We start from the raw sequence: 14,273 nt of genomic DNA, 5'->3' as shown, positions 1-14,273 counted from the left end.
GCCCTTACGCCGACCTGACCTCACCGAGGAAGCGGTCGAACTGTCCGGCGAGATCGCGTGACTGGGACGAGAGCTGCTCGGCTGCGCCCAGCACCTCCCGCGCGGCCGTACCGGTGTCGTCGGCGGCGCGCTGCACGCCTGAAATGTTGGTGTTGACCTCCTGGGTGCCGCGCGCGGCTTCCTGGACGCTGCGGGCGATCTCCTTGGTCGCCGAGCCCTGTTCCTCGATCGCGGCCGCGATCGCGGTGCCGATCTGGTCGATCTCGCCGATGACGTCGGCGACGTTGCGGATCGCGGTGACGGTCTCGTCGCTCGCGGCCTGGATCGCCGAAATCTGCTCGGAGATTTCGGTGGTGGCCTTGGCGGTCTGGCCCGCCAGCGATTTCACCTCGGCAGCAACTACCGCGAAGCCGCGGCCGGCGTCGCCGGCGCGGGCGGCCTCGATGGTCGCGTTCAACGCCAGCAAATTGGTCTGCTCGGCGATGCTCTGGATCAGCGTGACGACGTCGCCGATCTTCTGCGCGCCCTCGGCCAGCGCACGGGCGGTGTCGCCGGTGCGGCGGGCGTTGTCGACGGCGCGGGCCGCGATCTCGGTGGACTGGGCCACTTGACGGCCGATCTCCGAAATCGAAGAGGTCAGCTCCTCGGTGGCGCTCGCGACCGTCTGCACGTTGCTCGATGTCTGCTGTGAGGCGGCGGCGACGACGGCGGCCTGGCTGTTGGTCTGGGCAGCCGTCGAGGTCATCGACTGCGCCGTGCTTTCCATGGTGGCTGAAGCGCGGGACAAGCCGCCGACGAGCTCGGTGACCTTGGCTTCGAACGCGCGGGTGATCCCGTCGAGCGCCTGTGCGCGGCGCATCTTGCCGTCGTTCTCGGCTTGCTTCTCGGCCGCGAGGCTGTCGGCCCTGATCATGTTGTCCTTGAAGACCCGGACCGCCGCGGCCATGGCACCGATTTCATCGGAGCGCTCGGCGCCGGGAATCTCTTCCGTGACCTCGCCTTCGGCAAGCCGCGACATCCGCGTCGTCAGGTTGACGATCGGGGCGCAGACGCGGCGGCGGACCGTTACGATGAGGCCGGCGCTGGCGATCAGCACGGCGAGGAGTCCCGCGAGTGCGATGGTGAAGCTGGTGTGGGCCGCGGTGGATGCACCGGCGAGAATCTGCTCGGCGTTGTCGTAGAAGGCGTCCCGGACCTCGATGATAGTGCTGAGGCCACGCTGCGTGGCGGTGTAATAGGTGTCCATGTCGTGTTCGTACTTGCCGCTGACCGCACCCTCCTTCACCAGCTTGAGCTCGCGGCCGAACTCTTCGATGTAGATCGCGCTGAATTTCTCCAGCGCGGCGGCGACGTTCGCCGGCGTTGCGGGATTGCCGCGCAACTCCAGCAGCGACATCACGATCTGATCGTTGCGGCCCTGCGAGCGGCTGATCTCGGCCTTCTCGGTGTCGGTCGCCGGCTTTTTGCCTCCGACGAGGTTCTTGTGCAGGCTGGAGTTGAAGCCGCCCACGTCGCGCAATGTCATCGCGATGTTGGCGTAGCTGGCCTGCCGGTAGGCATCGCCGTTGAGGATCGCCATGCGCCGGACCTGCTCGTTGAGTAGCGCCGTCACGCCGGCGTTGAGCACGGCGTTGTCGGCGACGATCTTCTTGGCGGCGTCCTTGCGCGCCTCCGCCGGGCCCGACATCGCCTTGTCGATGGCCTCGCGCAGCGCCGTGAACTTCGAATTGATGGCGTCGATGTTGCCGCCGGTGGTGTTGCCGTCATCGAACGGGCCGGGCAGGTCCTTGCGCAGCGCGTTCATCCTTTCGCGGGCGGCATCGGTCTGCTTGCGCAGCTTGTCCTGCTCGGCAAGCAGCGCCGGGTCGACCGCGGGAGGGCCGTAGAGGATGTTGGTGGAAAAGCCGCGCTCGGGATTGAGGTAGCGCGGGATGTCGCTGACGGCCCGGACGATCGCCAGCCGCCCCTGCGCTTCGGTGATCCGTTCCATCGTCTGGTATTTCGTCACGGCGACGTAGACGGCGAGGCCGCCGCCCACTGTCGAGAGCGAGACGATGGCGGTGGTCAGGAGCGTACCGATTTTCATGATTCTGTCCGGCAACTGGCGCGGGAAATTATTTGCACGGACAATAGGCAGGCGATGTTAATCCCGGGTTTACGCTGGTGGCTGCGGTCACTTGGGCTGTCGCTCAAGGGCCGCGAGGATATCGAGCGTTGCCTGATCGCGCTTGCCCGAAAAATACCGGGCGAGCGCCTCGTCGAAAACGGGCTCGTCGGACACCGCGTCGAACAGCGTCATCGACGAGCGGAATTTGGCATCATCGGGCGCGCCGAGGATGGCGTTGATGGTCCGGCCCTCGACGGCGAGCACGAGCCGCGTGCATTCGATCAGGCGCGGACCGAGGATGGGGTGGGCGAGGTAGGCCTGGGCCTCGGCGCGGGAGGTGATGGCGTAGCGCTGGGACATGGCGCTGAAGCCGAGACCGGCGACCTGCGGGAAGACGAACCACATCCAGTGGCTCTGCTTTCGGCCCCGGGTCAGCTCCCCCTGGACGTCGCCATAGACCGGGTCCTGGGCCCGGACAAAGCGCTCTAGATCGAACGGATCGGTCATAAGATACCTTGGGATACCCTGGAATGGCTTGCCGGGGCCCTTGCCGGCCGCGATTATGCCTAACTTTTGGCTCCCAATGTGGTAGCTGGTAGAGAATCTCCGGGTGGGGGTGGGTCCCCTCGGGGGTCGATTTTGGGGATCTGATGGTTTCCGACCGGGCACGAGCCGAGGGGCTATTGTCGCGCCGCCGTATTGGGCGAGCCGAGATCATATTGCTGTCTCTGGCCGCCGTCGCGCTGGCACTGGGCGCTGCCGCCTGGGTCGCGGATATCGGCGGTTCGGCCTCGCTGGTCACCGCCGCACTGCCGCCGGCCAATGCGCCTTCGTTCGATGATCGATTCGCTTCGGCTTCCAGCAGTCCGCCCGCCCGCGAGTTCGGCCTGCGAACGCTGGAGCGCTCCGCGGTCAATGCAGTCCAGCTCAAATTGCGCGATGCCAAGGCGATGCTCGCCCAGAAGCTCCAGGGCGACGACTGGCGCTCGACCCTGACCGATGACGACCGGCATATGTCCGAGGAGACGAGACAATCGCAGCGTGCTGACGCCATCCCGATGCCGCGCTCGCGCCCGCCCCAGGCGGACATCTCCGCCCAGATTGCCTCGAGCCAGGCTTATGCCGAGACCAGGGTCGACAACCGCAATTTCTTCGAAAAATTCACCGACAAGATCAGGCTGGCCTCGCTGACGCCCGACAGCGGCCTGTTCGGCAAGGCGCCGGATCTCGCCGCGCTTGGCTACGATTCGCGCACCGCGGTCTACGACATCTCGGCCAAGGCGCTTTACCTGCCGAGCGGCATCGCGCTGGAAGCGCATTCCGGCATGGGCGCGCTGATGGACGACCCGGAGCACGTCGACCAGCGCATGGTTGGCGCGACCCCGCCTGCGACCTACGACCTGAAGCCGCGCGAAAAACTGTTTCACGGCGTCCGCGCACTGCGCTTGACGCCCACCGAGGGCACCAGCGCGCTCGGCCGCGTCGGCCTGCTCACCCACAATTACATGCTCGGGCCTCGTGGCGACTCCAACGGCTGCGTTTCGATCAAGGACTATGATCGATTCATGAAAGCCTACGACAACGGTGAGTTCAACCGTCTGGTCGTGGTGCCGAGGCTGACCCCATCGGCGACCGCCTCGCAGCGCGCGAGCACCGAGTCCTGATATCTGCTCCGGATATTGGCCTGCTACGGCGGGGCTGCCGTTTTCCTTTCGTTAAGCCGTCATCGTCCAGAAGCAGCCCATGAGTGATCCGCAAAGTTCCGAGACCCCGCTGCGCACGACGTTCAAGATCAAGCTGAACGGCGACACGCTGGCGATCGCGACCGTCGGCCAGGCCTATCAATTCCTCACCAATTTCAAATCGGTCGAGTGGATGGAATTCCGCTCGCTGCATGAAGACGCGGTCGCGGCGCTCGAAGGTGCCGCCGAGAACGCCATGCTCGTGGTGCAGGCGACCAACGCCGTGCGCGCGCTGTTTGTGAGCGCCAAGCTGCTCTGAGAGCGACACGGGAAATTTGGGAAGATTCCCGGATTGCGCTGCGCTCCATCCGGGCTACCGCTCACTAGTTGAACTCCGCTATAGCAACAGGCCATGGTCGGCGAAGATCGCGCTCAAGCCGATACGTTGAAACATAGTTCAGGGAGAGACCATCATGAAACGCCGTACATTCCTCAAGGGCGGCGCGGTTGCCGGCGCGACGACGCTGGTTGCCGCACCTGCGATCGCGCAAAGCGCGCCCGAGATCAAATGGCGCCTGACCTCGAGCTTCCCGAAGTCGCTGGACACTATCTACGGCACCGCTCAGACTTTTGCGAAATATGTTGCCGAGGCCACCGACAACAAATTCCAGATCCAGACCTTCGCGGCCGGCGAGCTCGTTCCCGGCCTGCAGGCGCTCGATGCGGTCAGCACCGCTTCTGTCGACATGGCGCAGACCCCGCTCTATTTCTACATCGGCAAGGAGCCGGCGCTGGCCTATGCCACCGGCGCGCCGTTCGGCATGAACCATCGCCATCAGGAATCCTGGTGGCATTTCGGCGGCGGCGCCGACCTCACCAACGAGGCGCTGAAGCCGTTCAAGGTGCACGCCATCCTCTGCGGCAATTCCGGCACCCAGATGGGCGGCTGGTTCCGCAAGGAGATCAAGACCGTCGACGATCTCAAGGGCCTGAAATTCCGCATCGCCGGCATGGGTGGTCATGTGCTGGCGCGGCTCGGCGTGGTCCCGCAGCAGATCGCGGGCGGCGACATCTATCCGGCGCTGGAGAAGGGCACGATCGACGCAGTCGAATTCGTCGGCCCCTATGACGACGAGAAGCTCGGCTTCCAGAAGGTCGCCAAATATTACTACTTCCCCGGCTGGTGGGAAGGCGGCGCCATGCTGCACATGATCGTCAACGACGAGAAGTGGGCTTCGCTGCCGAAGCAGTACCAGGCGATCGTCAACCAGGCCGCGTCGGCCGCGGGCGCCTGGATGCTCGAGAAATACGACAGCGTGAATCCGGCGGCGCTGAAGCGGCTGATCGCCAATGGCGCGGAGCTGAAGGCGTTTCCGCAGCCGGTGCTGGAGGCTTGCTACACCGCGACCCAGGAGCATCTGAACGAGCTCGCCACCAAAAGCGACCTGTTCAAGCGCACCAAGGAAAGCCACGACGCCTATATGAAGAAGCTGCTGTTCTACACGCAGATCGCGGAGAATTTTTACGACAATTATCTGCTCGGCAAGATGCGCAACAAGGCTTGATCGCGCAAACTCCCGTAGGGTGGGCAAAGGCGCACTTGCGCCCTGCCCACCACTGCTTGCTTGCCTCGCCATGGTGGGCACGCTTCCTCCTTCGCTCTTCGAGCTACGGCGGACAAGTCGCTTTGCCCACCTACAGCATCTATCGTGCGGTGAATTAAGCCGCGCCCAAACCCAGCTTCTCGTAAATCCGCCGCGCATAGGCGCCGAACGCGTCCGTCGTTTTCAGCGGCAGAGCCCGTGGGAAGGGCAGGTCGATGGGGAAATAATCGGCCATCTTCGCAGGTCCGGCCGTCAGCACGGCGCAGTGCGAGGACAGGAACACGGCCTCCTGGATCGAGTGCGTGATGAAGATGATGGTCTTGCCGCTCTCGCGCCAGATCCGCAGCATCTCCAGATTCATCTGCTCGCGCGTCAAGGCGTCGAGCGCGCCGAACGGCTCGTCCATCAGGATCAGTTTCGGGTCGTGAATGAAGGCGCGCGCGATGGCGGTGCGCTGCTGCATGCCGCCGGACAACTCTCGCGGATATTTCTGCTCGTAGCCGGCAAGACCCACCAGATTGAGCAGATCGCGCGCCCGCTCGCGCGCGGCCTTCATCGGAAGACCGACGATCTCTGCCGGCAGCAGCACGTTGTCCAGGATCGTCCGCCATTTCAGCAGCAACGCCTGCTGGAACACCATGCCAATGTCGCGGGTCGGATCGAACGGGCTTTTGGCGTTGCCGATCTTCACCGTGCCGCCGTCGGCGTCGTGCAAGCCGGCCAAAATCTTCATCACGGTGGTCTTGCCGCAGCCGGACGGGCCGACCAGCGAGACCAGCTCACCCTCCTGCACGTCCATGGTGACGTCGGACACCGCCAGGAATTCGGCGCCGCCGCTGCGATAGACCTTGCGGACGCCTTGCAGGCTGATGAAGGGGCTTGAGCTCATGCCAGCCATTTATCCAAGTTTGCGGCCACGAACGCGTCGTCGCTGAGGTCGGAATGCTCGCGGTACACGCGCTCGATCTCGTCCTTCTGGCCGGGGCTCAGGCCCTCGTTCGGATCGAGGCACCACAGGCCCTGCATCAGGCCCTGCCGTCGCAGCACCTCATGGCAGCCGGCGATGCAGCCGTGAAAATCGTTGGCGACGTCGAAGAATGCGCTGTTGCAATCGGTGACGCGGGCATCGAGCGCGAGCAAATCGGCCGGCACGCTGTCCTTGTGCCGTGCCGCTTTGCAGCGCTCGAACTGTTTGATCGCGCTCGCCGTCCACACCGACCAGTGGCCGAGCAGGCCGCCTTTGAAATAAGTGCGCGTGGTGATTCCGTTGTCGCGGAGGTCGAACGGCAGCATCAGGTCGAGCAGGATGTGGTCGTCATTGCCGGTATAGAGCGCAACGCGGTCGAGCGCGCCGGCTGCCGCGACGCCGCGCAAAACATCAAGGGTCCGGTAGCGGTTGAACGGCGCGATCTTGATCGCGATGACATTGTCGATCGAGGCAAAGCGCTGCCAGAACCGGCTCGACAGGACCACGCCGCCGACCGTCGGCTGAAGATAGAAGCCGACCAGCGGAATTTCGGGTGCGACCGCTGCGCAATGCGCGATGATCTCGTCCTCCGACGCCCTCTTCATCGCAGCGAGACTGAGGAGCCCTGCGTGATAGCCGATGTCGCGCGCGGTGCGGGCTTCAGCGGTGGCCTGCCTAGTCGGACCGGCGAGGCCCGCGACCAGCGCCAGCGGACGCTTGGTCCAGTTCGCCGCCGTCTCGGCGGCGAGCTCCAGCACGGGACGATAGAGGCCGACGTCACGGATCGCGAACTGCGTGGTGTGCACGCCGACCGCAAGGCCGCCGGAGCCGGCGTCGATGTAATAGCGCGTCAGCGCGCGCTGATGCTTTTTGTCGAGCTGGCGTTCGGCGGTGAGCGCGAGGGGATGCGCCGGCAGGACGGTGCCGTCGGCGATCAGCTTGCGGATCTCGCTGTTGATCTGGCTGTGGTGCATGATGTCCTATCCGAATTCAGGGCCGGCGACGGCGAATGGCATGTCTTCACCCGCGGTATTAGCGGGGCCGAACCGCATGCGCTGGAACGGGCGCTCGATGATCCAGCCGGATGCGGTCAATCCTTCAGGGAACGCGGGTTGCGACGCGACGGCATCGAGCAGCAGCGGCCCGGTCTCCGATCGCGCGATGGCATCGACCAGGGTCAGCGCGGCTGCCGCGTCGTCGGCAAGCAGCGGGCCGATATGGCGCGCGGTACGTCCGTCGCGAACCAGCGCGATGGCGCCGTTCGCGGCGACGATGCGCGAGCCGGAACGCTGCGCGAAGTTGGAGAGCAGGGCGGTTCGATCGAGGCCCGTGGCGCGCCGGTCGCGCGCGCGGAGCGCGTCGAGCGTCGCGGACGAAGGTGCCTGCCCGGACGCGGATGCCGATTTCACCAGCTTGAGCCGGCGCAATTGCAGGGTCGGCGTGAACCCGAGCGGCCCATAGACGGCAGCACCGTCCGGGGTTGCGTCGAGCCAGCTCGTCAGGCCGCGTTCGCGCGCCATCGCCAGGCAGGCGTCGACGAGCCGCGTGGCGAGACCGCGTCGGCGATGGCTTGCCGTCACCAGCACCATGCTGATCCAGGCGTTGTCGCCGGGGTAGGGCAGGAGTGCTGCGGTCGCGACCAGTTGCGCGCCATCACGGATGCCGAACGCGACGCCGTCGCTCAAGAAAAACCGCCAGTCGTCTTCATTCTGGTTCCAGTGCGCCTCTGTCGAGAGCGCGAGGCCCGCCGCAGCATCCTCGACGCCAAGCCGGATGATGCGCGGATCGTCAGTAGCGTCCATCGCGCACCTCGTATTTGGTGGGCTTGCCGAGGCTCGGCATGGCGCGCGACACCCAATCCGCCGTCCAGGCGATCAGCTGCTCGGTGTCGACGACCGGCAGGCCGAAAAGCTCGACTGCCTTGGACGTGTCGGTCAGCCACGCGGTCGGCTCTTCGTTTCCTGTCAGCACCGGCATACGGCCGAACCTGGCGCCGAATCTTGCTGCGAGGTCGCGCACCGCCAAAATCTCGTGGCCGCTGACATTGATCGGCGAGGTCGGCGCTGTGCAATGCGCGAGGCAGCGCAGCGCCTGCGATGAGGCATCGCCCTGCCAGATGAAATTGACATGACCGATGCTGAGGTCGATCGGCGTGCCCGTGAGCACTTTCAAGGCGATGTCGTGCAGCACGCCATAGCGCATGTCGATCGCGTAGTTGAGGCGGAATAGCCGCCCGGGCGTTCCGAACTTGCGCGAAAAATACTCGAACATGCGCTCGCGGCCCACGCAGGACTGGGCGTACTCGCCGGGCGGGTTCGGCGCCATGTCCTCGCCCGATCCTTTGCCGTCGACGGGGACGAACGGATAGATGCAGCCGGTCGAGAACGCCACGATCCGCGACGAGGGGAAGGCCTGCGCGATCAGTGCCGGCACGTGCGCATTCATCGCCCAGGTCAGCGAGAGATCGCCCTCAGCGCCGAATTTGCGGCCGGCCATGAAGACAATGTTGGGCGCCTTCGGCAGCGCCTGAATCGCGGTCTCGTCCATTAGGTCGCAATTGATAGTCTCGACGCCACGCGCGTGCAGCCAGTCCTTGACGCCGGCGTCGCTGAAGCGGGCGACGCCGATGACACGGCGATCGCGCGCTGCGGCCTTGGCAAGCCCCGCCAGCGTCGGCCCCATCTTGCCGGCGACGCCGAGGATCATGATGTCGCCGCCGACCCGGGCGAGGTCGTCGATCAATGCCTGGGTCGGCCGGCACAGGAGATCGTCGAGCGCAGCGATATCAGGGATGGTCTTCGGCAGGTTGTGGCGGGTGAGGAGCATGGTTGTGGTCCTTGATCTTCAAGTTTGTCTTGCGTCGCCGACGACGAAGATGCGTTCGAGGACGAGCACGAAGCCGTAAAGCGCGACGCCGAGCAGGGTGAGCAGCACGACGGCCATCACCATCGCGGGCGTGTCGAGCGACGACTGCACCTGGATCATGAGGTAGCCGAGCCCGCGCTCGGAGGCGATGAACTCGCCGACTATGGCGCCGGCGACCGCGAGGATGGCGCCGACCTTCATTCCGGAGAAGATGTAAGGCAGCGATCCCGGCAGCTGGATCTTGCGGAACAGCGTCCAGCGCGAGCCGCGCAGCGATTTGACGAGGTCGAGCAGATCCGGCTCGACCTCGCGCAAGCCCCGCGCGGTGGTGAGCAGGATCGGGAAGAAGCAGATGCTGAAGGCGATCAGGATGTTCGGCACGATGCCGTAGGAGAACCAGACGATGAGGAGCGGACCGAGCGCGACCTTCGGGATCATGTTCAGCGTCACGAACAGCGGCAGCAGCACGAGGCTGATCAGCGGCGCCCAGCTGAAGATGACGGCCAGCGTCACGCCGACGAAGGCGCCGAGCGCAAAGCCGCCGAGGATCTCGATCGCCGTCACCAGCGTATTGGCGCCCCAGGCGTAGCTCGCGGTTCCCAGCGTCTGGATTGTCGCGAGCGGCGACGGCAGGATGAACTTCGGGACGTGGAAGGCATCGACCAGCACCTGCCAGAGCACCAGCACGGCGAGGTGCACGATTAGGACGATCGCAAAGCTGCGCGTATTGCGGGCGCCGTCTCCTGTCACCGGTTACTCCCTGTTGTCAGCGGCCACCTTGCCGCTGGTCGCAAGCCTAGCCATCCCGGAGGGAAGTTTCAACCAGTTGGTTGATTATGGCCGGAGCGAATGCAGCACGAGATCGGCGACGTGCCGGCGGCGGGCGCGGCGCGCGGCCCGGCTCGACAGGTCCTTGCCGAAGATCGCCGACAGCGTCGGCGTGTTGGAGAGATAGAAATAGCTGAGGCCCGCGATGGAGATATAGAGCTGGATCGGGTCGATCCCCTTGCGGAACATGCCGGCGCGGACGCCTTCGTGAAGGATGTGGGACACGCTCTTCACCAGCGGCGAATGCATCGCCTCCAGCCGCGTCGAGCCGCGGACGTGGCGGGCACCGCCGCGGTTCTCGTCGTTCAGAAGCACGATGAAATCGGGGTTCGTCGCGAGGTAATCGAACGAGGCCTCGATCAGTTTCCGGATCGCCTTTCCCGGCGGCAGGCCTTCGAGATTGAGCTGACGTTCCTGCTCGCGGATATCGGCGTAAACCCATTCGAGCACGGCGAGATAGAGCGCGTCCTTGTCGCCGAAATAATGGTAGACGAGCTGCTTGTTGACACCGGCGCGCTCTGCGATCTCGTCGACGCGGGCGCCGGCAAAGCCGTGCCGGGCGAACTCCTCGCGCGCCGCGGTGAGCAGCTTCTTGCGTGTGGCGACCGGGTCGCGCCGCTGCGGCACGGTGTCGCCTGAACGTTTTGCGGGCATTTCCAACCAAACAGTTGACAAGTTGAGGGCGGCCTTGTTGCATTGGTATCCTCACGGGGGGAGAGCGACAAGCCGGTCGCGGGCAACGAGGAGAGATGCGATGAAGCGTTTGCAGGCGGCGGGCTCGGCCCTGGCTGTGGCCCTGATGCTCGGATCACCAGTCGTGCCCGCGAACGCGGGCGAGGCGGTCAATCTGATCCTGAACTGGGCGCCGACGGCCGATCACTCGCCCTATTATTACGCCAAGGCGCAAGGCTGGTACGAGAAAGCGGGCATCGATCTGACCATCGAGGTCGGCAAGGGCTCCGGCGTCTCCGCCGCCAAGGTCGGCTCCGGCGGCTCGCCCTTCGGCGTCGCCGATCTCGCCACCATGCTGGTGGCGAAGAGCAAGGGGGCTGACGCTGTTGCCGTGATGAGCGTCTACGCCAACACCGGCCAGACCTTCTACTGGTTGAAGAGCTACGGCGTGAACGGGGTGAAGGATTTTGCCGGCCACAAGATCGGCAATCCGCCCGGGGACGCCTCGCGTGTGATGTGGCCGGCCTTCGCCAAGGCTGCAGGGCTTGCGCCCGACTCCGTCGGCTTCGTCAATGTCGGGCCGACGGCGAAGATCGCCGCGCTCAAGAGCCATACAGTCGACATCATCAGCGACTTCTACAACGAGCACGATTTGAAGGTGATCGAGTTCGGAAGCGATCTCGGCTACGTCAATTGGAAGGACATCGGGCTCAATCCTTACGGCAATTCGCTGATCGTCAACGGTGGCTATTTGCAGAAGAACCCGAAGCTGGTCGAGGAGTTCGTGCGGGTCACGCAAAAGGCCTTCGCGACTTGCGTCGCCGACGCCGCGCCCTGCCTGAAGGCGCTGCTCGATCAGGTCTCCGGTCTCGACAAGGAGAACCAGGAGCGCCAGTGGGAGCGCATCAAGTTCCTGATGACGGTCGAATTCACGACGACGAAGGCACTCGGCTGGATCGACGGCGAGCGGATGAAGAAGGACTACGATCTGGTCCAGACCTATCTCGGCATGGAGAAGCCGTTCGACGTCACGACAGCGTTCACGACCAAGATGCTGGACCCCGCCATCAAGATGGATGCGAGCAAGGTGAAGAAGTAGGGGGCTGGTCGCCGCGCCGGCCCCACATTCCGCTGTCATGCCCCGGCTTGACCGGGGCATCCAGTACGCCGCAGCCTTGCGGCTGACCCGCAACCGTCTCGGAGTACTGGATCGCCCGCCTTCGCGGGCGATGACCGTTGTGCGGGGCGAGAGCGCCTGCTCAACGCCCTTGGTGCGCTTCCATGCCACGTAACCCCACGGAGAAATTAACCGGCCATTAACCATATCGGCGGCATCGTTAACCATTCAATAACAGGGGACGAGTCGGCCGCTATGGAGGCTGCAGTAAAACCTCAACGCCAAATGGTTCGCCTGCGCGGGCGCTCCTATGTGGCCTTCGTCTTCGTGCCGACGGTTCCCATCCAGGACTGGCTGCAGGAGATCGACACCACCATCGCGCGCTCGCCGGGCTTCTTCGCCGGCCGCCCCGTGGTGATCGACCTGTCCTCGGTCGATCTCAGCCAGTCCGGCATCGGCCATCTGCTCACCAGCCTTCAGGACCGCAACATCCGCGTGCTCGGGATCGAGGGCGTGGAGGAGGGCCGGTTGAACCCCATGATGCCGCCGCTGCTTTCGGGCGGGCGCAGCTGCGTGGTCGAGCCGAGTGCGCCCAAGAAGGTCGAGGCAAAGGTCGAGACCAAGCCGACCTCGCTGCTGCTCGAGACCCCCGTGCGGTCGGGCCAGACCGTGATCTTCCCCGAAGGCGACGTCACCATTTTGGGTTCGGTCGGCTCCGGCGCCGAGGTCGTCGCCGGCGGCTCCATTCACATCTACGGCGCGCTGCGCGGCCGCGCCATGGCGGGCGTGAACGGTCACACGAGCGCGCGCATCTATTGTCAGAAGATCGAGGCCGAACTGCTTGCAATCGATGGTTTTTACCAGACCGCCGACGATATCGACGCGGCCCTGCGCGGCAAGCCGGCCCAGGCCTGGCTGCAGGGCAACACCATGCGAATTACTGCGCTGAACTGACCAGAAGGAGATTTGAGAGATGGCCAAGGTACTGGTCGTGACGTCAGGCAAGGGGGGCGTCGGAAAGACCACGACGACCGCCGCACTGGGGGCTGCGCTCGCGCAGCGCGGCGAAAAGGTCGTCGTCGTCGATTTCGACGTCGGCTTGCGCAACCTCGACCTCGTGATGGGCGCCGAACGCCGCGTCGTGTTCGACCTCATCAACGTGGTGCAGGGCGTCGCAAAGCTGCCGCAGGCCCTGATCAAGGACAAGCGGCTGGAGAACCTCTGGCTGCTGCCGGCCTCGCAAACCCGCGACAAGGACGCGCTGACCGAAGAGGGCGTGGGCAAGGTCATCGACGATCTGCGCAGCCGTTTCGACTGGGTGATCTGCGACAGTCCGGCCGGCATCGAGCGCGGCGCCTCCATGGCGATGCGCTTTGCCGACGAAGCCGTGATCGTCACCAATCCCGAAGTCTCCTCGGTGCGCGATTCCGATCGCATCATCGGCATGCTCGATTCCAAGACGGTGCGGGCCGAGAAGGGCGAGCGGGTCGAGAAGCACATTCTCATCACCCGCTATGATCCCTCGCGCGCCGCGCGCGGCGAGATGCTGACCATCGAGGACATCCTCGAAATTCTTGCAACACCTTTGCTCGGCATCATCCCCGAGAGCCAGGACGTGCTGCGCGCCTCCAACGTCGGCACGCCCGTGACGCTGTCGAACGCGGAAGGCGCCCCGGCGCGGGCCTATATCGATGCGGCGCGGCGGCTCTGCGGCGACACCGTGCCGATGCAGGTGCCGACCGAGCGCAAAGGCTTCATGGACCGCCTGCTGCGACGGAGGGCCGCATGAGCATGGGTCTGCTTCGGCTTCTCCGCGGCAACAAGGCCTCTGCACCCGTCGCGCGCGAACGGTTGCAGATCCTGCTTGCCCATGAACGCGGACTGCGCGGCCAGCCCGATCTGCTCGGTGTGCTGCGTGAGGAAATTCTCGCGGTCGTCTCCAGGCACGTCACGCTGGACCCGACCAAGGTCATTGTCCGGCTCGATCGCGGCGACGAGGTCTCGACCCTCGAGGTCGATATCGAGGTGCCCAACGATTTCGAGCGCAAGCGCGCGGCGGCCGGCTAGGGACCTCAGCCGCGACGCTTCAAATTGGGGTGGGTGAAAAGGCGGTCCGCTGGGCATAGCGGGCCGCCTTTGCGCGCCGACCTGAACGCTACGGAACGAGGTCCGGGGCTCAATCGTTGTGAAAAACCCGCGGCGGCGCGATGCACCGCGGTTTCGTCAAACGGGAGAACGCCCATGATGACCGAGGTCCAGGTCCACACCGTCGCGCGCCAGATGCTGGAACAGCATGGTTTTGCTGCGATCGCGAAGGCCGCCGAACAGGCCAGGGCTTGTGAGGGCCGCGGCGAGGCCGACGAGGCCAAAGAGTGGCGTCACATCGCGGACGCGATGAAGATCATCCGCGGTCCGCACCAGAGCTGACACT

General features: G+C 65.0%; 16 protein-coding genes. 8 read left to right on the top strand and 8 right to left on the bottom strand.

Going from position 1 to position 14,273, the window contains the following annotated elements:
• Window positions 1-4: 4 nt before the first annotated feature.
• Window positions 5-2,086, bottom strand: a complete 2,082-nt coding sequence (locus IVA93_RS20550) for a methyl-accepting chemotaxis protein (RefSeq protein WP_247368644.1) — start codon at window positions 2,084-2,086, stop codon at window positions 5-7.
• A gap of 87 nt (window positions 2,087-2,173) precedes the next feature.
• Window positions 2,174-2,614 carry a DUF1810 domain-containing protein gene (locus IVA93_RS20545; protein WP_204511040.1) on the bottom strand — a complete coding sequence of 147 codons (441 nt, stop codon included), beginning with the start codon at window positions 2,612-2,614 and terminating at the stop codon, window positions 2,174-2,176.
• Window positions 2,615-2,826: 212 nt separating this feature from the next.
• Between IVA93_RS20545 and IVA93_RS20540 the strand changes: the two genes are divergently transcribed.
• The 3 genes from IVA93_RS20540 to IVA93_RS20530 all read left to right on the top strand — a co-directional run bounded on the left by IVA93_RS20540 (window position 2,827) and on the right by IVA93_RS20530 (window position 5,354).
• On the top strand, window positions 2,827-3,771 hold the full coding sequence (locus IVA93_RS20540; protein ID WP_247368642.1) for a DUF2778 domain-containing protein: 945 nt from the start codon (window positions 2,827-2,829) through the stop codon (window positions 3,769-3,771).
• A 79-nt stretch (window positions 3,772-3,850) separates the two neighbouring features.
• On the top strand, window positions 3,851-4,108 hold the full coding sequence (locus IVA93_RS20535; protein WP_007609546.1) for a hypothetical protein: 258 nt from the start codon (window positions 3,851-3,853) through the stop codon (window positions 4,106-4,108).
• Between the two features lie 154 nt (window positions 4,109-4,262).
• Window positions 4,263-5,354 (top strand): TRAP transporter substrate-binding protein, encoded by a 1,092-nt coding sequence (locus tag IVA93_RS20530; protein ID WP_247368640.1) that lies wholly within the window; start codon window positions 4,263-4,265, stop codon window positions 5,352-5,354.
• A gap of 154 nt (window positions 5,355-5,508) precedes the next feature.
• On the opposite strand, the gene IVA93_RS20525 is transcribed toward IVA93_RS20530, so the two are convergent.
• The 6 genes from IVA93_RS20525 to IVA93_RS20500 all read right to left on the bottom strand — a co-directional run bounded on the left by IVA93_RS20525 (window position 5,509) and on the right by IVA93_RS20500 (window position 10,707).
• Window positions 5,509-6,291, bottom strand: coding sequence for an ABC transporter ATP-binding protein (locus IVA93_RS20525; RefSeq protein WP_027517626.1), 783 nt, complete (start codon window positions 6,289-6,291; stop codon window positions 5,509-5,511).
• Window positions 6,279-7,334, bottom strand: coding sequence for a dihydrodipicolinate synthase family protein (locus tag IVA93_RS20520; protein WP_247368638.1), 1,056 nt, complete (start codon window positions 7,332-7,334; stop codon window positions 6,279-6,281). The genes IVA93_RS20525 and IVA93_RS20520 overlap by 13 nt, the downstream gene beginning before the upstream one ends.
• A 6-nt stretch (window positions 7,335-7,340) precedes the next feature.
• Window positions 7,341-8,162: a GNAT family N-acetyltransferase gene (locus tag IVA93_RS20515; RefSeq protein ID WP_247368637.1), complete on the bottom strand. Its 822-nt coding sequence runs from the start codon at window positions 8,160-8,162 to the stop codon at window positions 7,341-7,343.
• Window positions 8,149-9,186, bottom strand: coding sequence for an NAD-dependent epimerase/dehydratase family protein (locus IVA93_RS20510; protein ID WP_247368635.1), 1,038 nt, complete (start codon window positions 9,184-9,186; stop codon window positions 8,149-8,151). The genes IVA93_RS20515 and IVA93_RS20510 overlap by 14 nt, the downstream gene beginning before the upstream one ends.
• Window positions 9,187-9,204: 18 nt before the next feature.
• Entirely contained in the window at window positions 9,205-9,975 is a 771-nt protein-coding gene (locus IVA93_RS20505; RefSeq protein ID WP_247368633.1) for an ABC transporter permease, read from the bottom strand.
• An 84-nt stretch (window positions 9,976-10,059) separates the two neighbouring features.
• Window positions 10,060-10,707 carry a TetR/AcrR family transcriptional regulator gene (locus IVA93_RS20500; RefSeq protein ID WP_018454547.1) on the bottom strand — a complete coding sequence of 216 codons (648 nt, stop codon included), beginning with the start codon at window positions 10,705-10,707 and terminating at the stop codon, window positions 10,060-10,062.
• Between the two features lie 100 nt (window positions 10,708-10,807).
• Here IVA93_RS20500 and IVA93_RS20495 point away from each other — a divergent pair, with 100 nt between their 5' ends.
• The 5 genes from IVA93_RS20495 to IVA93_RS20475 all read left to right on the top strand — a co-directional run bounded on the left by IVA93_RS20495 (window position 10,808) and on the right by IVA93_RS20475 (window position 14,269).
• The gene (locus tag IVA93_RS20495) at window positions 10,808-11,824 is read left to right on the top strand and encodes an ABC transporter substrate-binding protein (RefSeq protein WP_247789213.1); all 1,017 of its coding nucleotides are present in this window, start codon (window positions 10,808-10,810) and stop codon (window positions 11,822-11,824) included.
• Window positions 11,825-12,097: 273 nt separating this feature from the next.
• Entirely contained in the window at window positions 12,098-12,796 is a 699-nt protein-coding gene (gene minC, locus IVA93_RS20490; RefSeq protein ID WP_247368629.1) for a septum site-determining protein MinC, read from the top strand.
• Between the two features lie 19 nt (window positions 12,797-12,815).
• Window positions 12,816-13,631: a septum site-determining protein MinD gene (gene minD / locus IVA93_RS20485; RefSeq protein WP_007591740.1), complete on the top strand. Its 816-nt coding sequence runs from the start codon at window positions 12,816-12,818 to the stop codon at window positions 13,629-13,631.
• Window positions 13,628-13,909 (top strand): cell division topological specificity factor MinE, encoded by a 282-nt coding sequence (minE, locus tag IVA93_RS20480; protein ID WP_007591739.1) that lies wholly within the window; start codon window positions 13,628-13,630, stop codon window positions 13,907-13,909. The genes minD and minE overlap by 4 nt, the downstream gene beginning before the upstream one ends.
• A 174-nt stretch (window positions 13,910-14,083) precedes the next feature.
• Entirely contained in the window at window positions 14,084-14,269 is a 186-nt protein-coding gene (locus IVA93_RS20475) for a hypothetical protein (RefSeq protein ID WP_018454544.1), read from the top strand.
• The last annotated feature ends 4 nt before the right edge of the window (window positions 14,270-14,273 follow it).

Origin of the sequence: Bradyrhizobium sp. 155 (assembly GCF_023101105.1) — a bacterium.
Taxonomy (GTDB): Bacteria; Pseudomonadota; Alphaproteobacteria; order Rhizobiales; family Xanthobacteraceae; genus Bradyrhizobium; species Bradyrhizobium canariense_D.
This window is presented reverse-complemented; position numbering and strand designations above follow the sequence as displayed.

Coding starts and splice junctions, on each gene's coding strand:
- IVA93_RS20510 (WP_247368635.1), bottom strand. CDS start 9,186: ATGCTCCTCACCCGCCACAACCTGCCGAAGACCATCCCTGATATCGCT.
- IVA93_RS20500 (WP_018454547.1), bottom strand. CDS start 10,707: ATGCCCGCAAAACGTTCAGGCGACACCGTGCCGCAGCGGCGCGACCCG.
- IVA93_RS20475 (WP_018454544.1), top strand. CDS start 14,084: ATGATGACCGAGGTCCAGGTCCACACCGTCGCGCGCCAGATGCTGGAA.
- IVA93_RS20520 (WP_247368638.1), bottom strand. CDS start 7,334: ATGCACCACAGCCAGATCAACAGCGAGATCCGCAAGCTGATCGCCGAC.
- IVA93_RS20515 (WP_247368637.1), bottom strand. CDS start 8,162: ATGGACGCTACTGACGATCCGCGCATCATCCGGCTTGGCGTCGAGGAT.
- IVA93_RS20525 (WP_027517626.1), bottom strand. CDS start 6,291: ATGGCTGGCATGAGCTCAAGCCCCTTCATCAGCCTGCAAGGCGTCCGC.
- minE (WP_007591739.1), top strand. CDS start 13,628: ATGAGCATGGGTCTGCTTCGGCTTCTCCGCGGCAACAAGGCCTCTGCA.
- minC (WP_247368629.1), top strand. CDS start 12,098: ATGGAGGCTGCAGTAAAACCTCAACGCCAAATGGTTCGCCTGCGCGGG.
- IVA93_RS20550 (WP_247368644.1), bottom strand. CDS start 2,086: ATGAAAATCGGTACGCTCCTGACCACCGCCATCGTCTCGCTCTCGACA.
- IVA93_RS20495 (WP_247789213.1), top strand. CDS start 10,808: ATGAAGCGTTTGCAGGCGGCGGGCTCGGCCCTGGCTGTGGCCCTGATG.
- IVA93_RS20530 (WP_247368640.1), top strand. CDS start 4,263: ATGAAACGCCGTACATTCCTCAAGGGCGGCGCGGTTGCCGGCGCGACG.
- IVA93_RS20545 (WP_204511040.1), bottom strand. CDS start 2,614: ATGACCGATCCGTTCGATCTAGAGCGCTTTGTCCGGGCCCAGGACCCG.
- IVA93_RS20535 (WP_007609546.1), top strand. CDS start 3,851: ATGAGTGATCCGCAAAGTTCCGAGACCCCGCTGCGCACGACGTTCAAG.
- minD (WP_007591740.1), top strand. CDS start 12,816: ATGGCCAAGGTACTGGTCGTGACGTCAGGCAAGGGGGGCGTCGGAAAG.